At 44.4% G+C, this 701-nt stretch carries 1 protein-coding gene; it reads right to left on the bottom strand.

Features of this window, described 5'->3' with window-relative positions; genetic code table 11:
* Window positions 1–129: 129 nt before the first annotated feature.
* The coding region (locus tag B4K20_RS12940; protein ID WP_414683388.1) for an EamA family transporter at window positions 130–701 on the bottom strand (572 nt) is incomplete at its 5' end.

The raw sequence follows: 701 nt of genomic DNA, 5'->3' as shown, positions 1-701 counted from the left end.
CAATTCCTGCTCAATAAACTAACGCGCATTGAGGGTGTGACAGGAGTTCATACCTCGTTTGTCATGAAATCACCTATCAAAACAACGGCGCTGCCGGTTGGTTGATGTAGTGAGTAGATCAGCCAAAACTTATGACGCAGGTCGTTTCTGTTTTTGTAACTGCCACATCCCCATCATAAACAACACCATCGCCGACCAAACGAGAATAAATGTGACTAACCTGGCTTGAGGGAAATGCTCATCTAACACGTAGACCCCAATCAAAAATTGTATGGTCGGATTGATATACATAATAAAACCGACAATAGATAAATTGATGCGACGAGTGGCCATGGCAAATAAAACCAAAGGTAATGCCGTCAGAAAACCAGAGCTAATGAGCAAAACGGTCGTCGTTGTATCTTCGCCGAATTGTAATATCGATTCTGTTGAATTTGACTGCCAGCCAATCCACAACAAAACAAAAGGCATTAACCACAACGCTTCGATGGTTAATCCATTTATCCCATCAATCGGGTGCACCTTACGTATCAGCCCATAGAATGCAAAAGCAAATGAGAGCACCACGCCTACCCACGGTAAACTGCCAAACGACCACAACTCCCAGAGCACGGCTAGAAAAGCAATGCCCCCAGCTATGGCCTGTAAAGGATGCAGCGACTCTTTTAGTAAAAGCCTCCCCATCAATAAACTCACTAGAG

This window comes from Methylophaga sp. UBA5088 (assembly GCF_002414625.1).
Taxonomy (GTDB): Bacteria; Pseudomonadota; Gammaproteobacteria; order Nitrosococcales; family Methylophagaceae; genus Methylophaga; species Methylophaga marina.
Note: the sequence above shows the minus strand (reverse complement) of the source record. Positions and strands in the feature narration are given on the sequence as shown.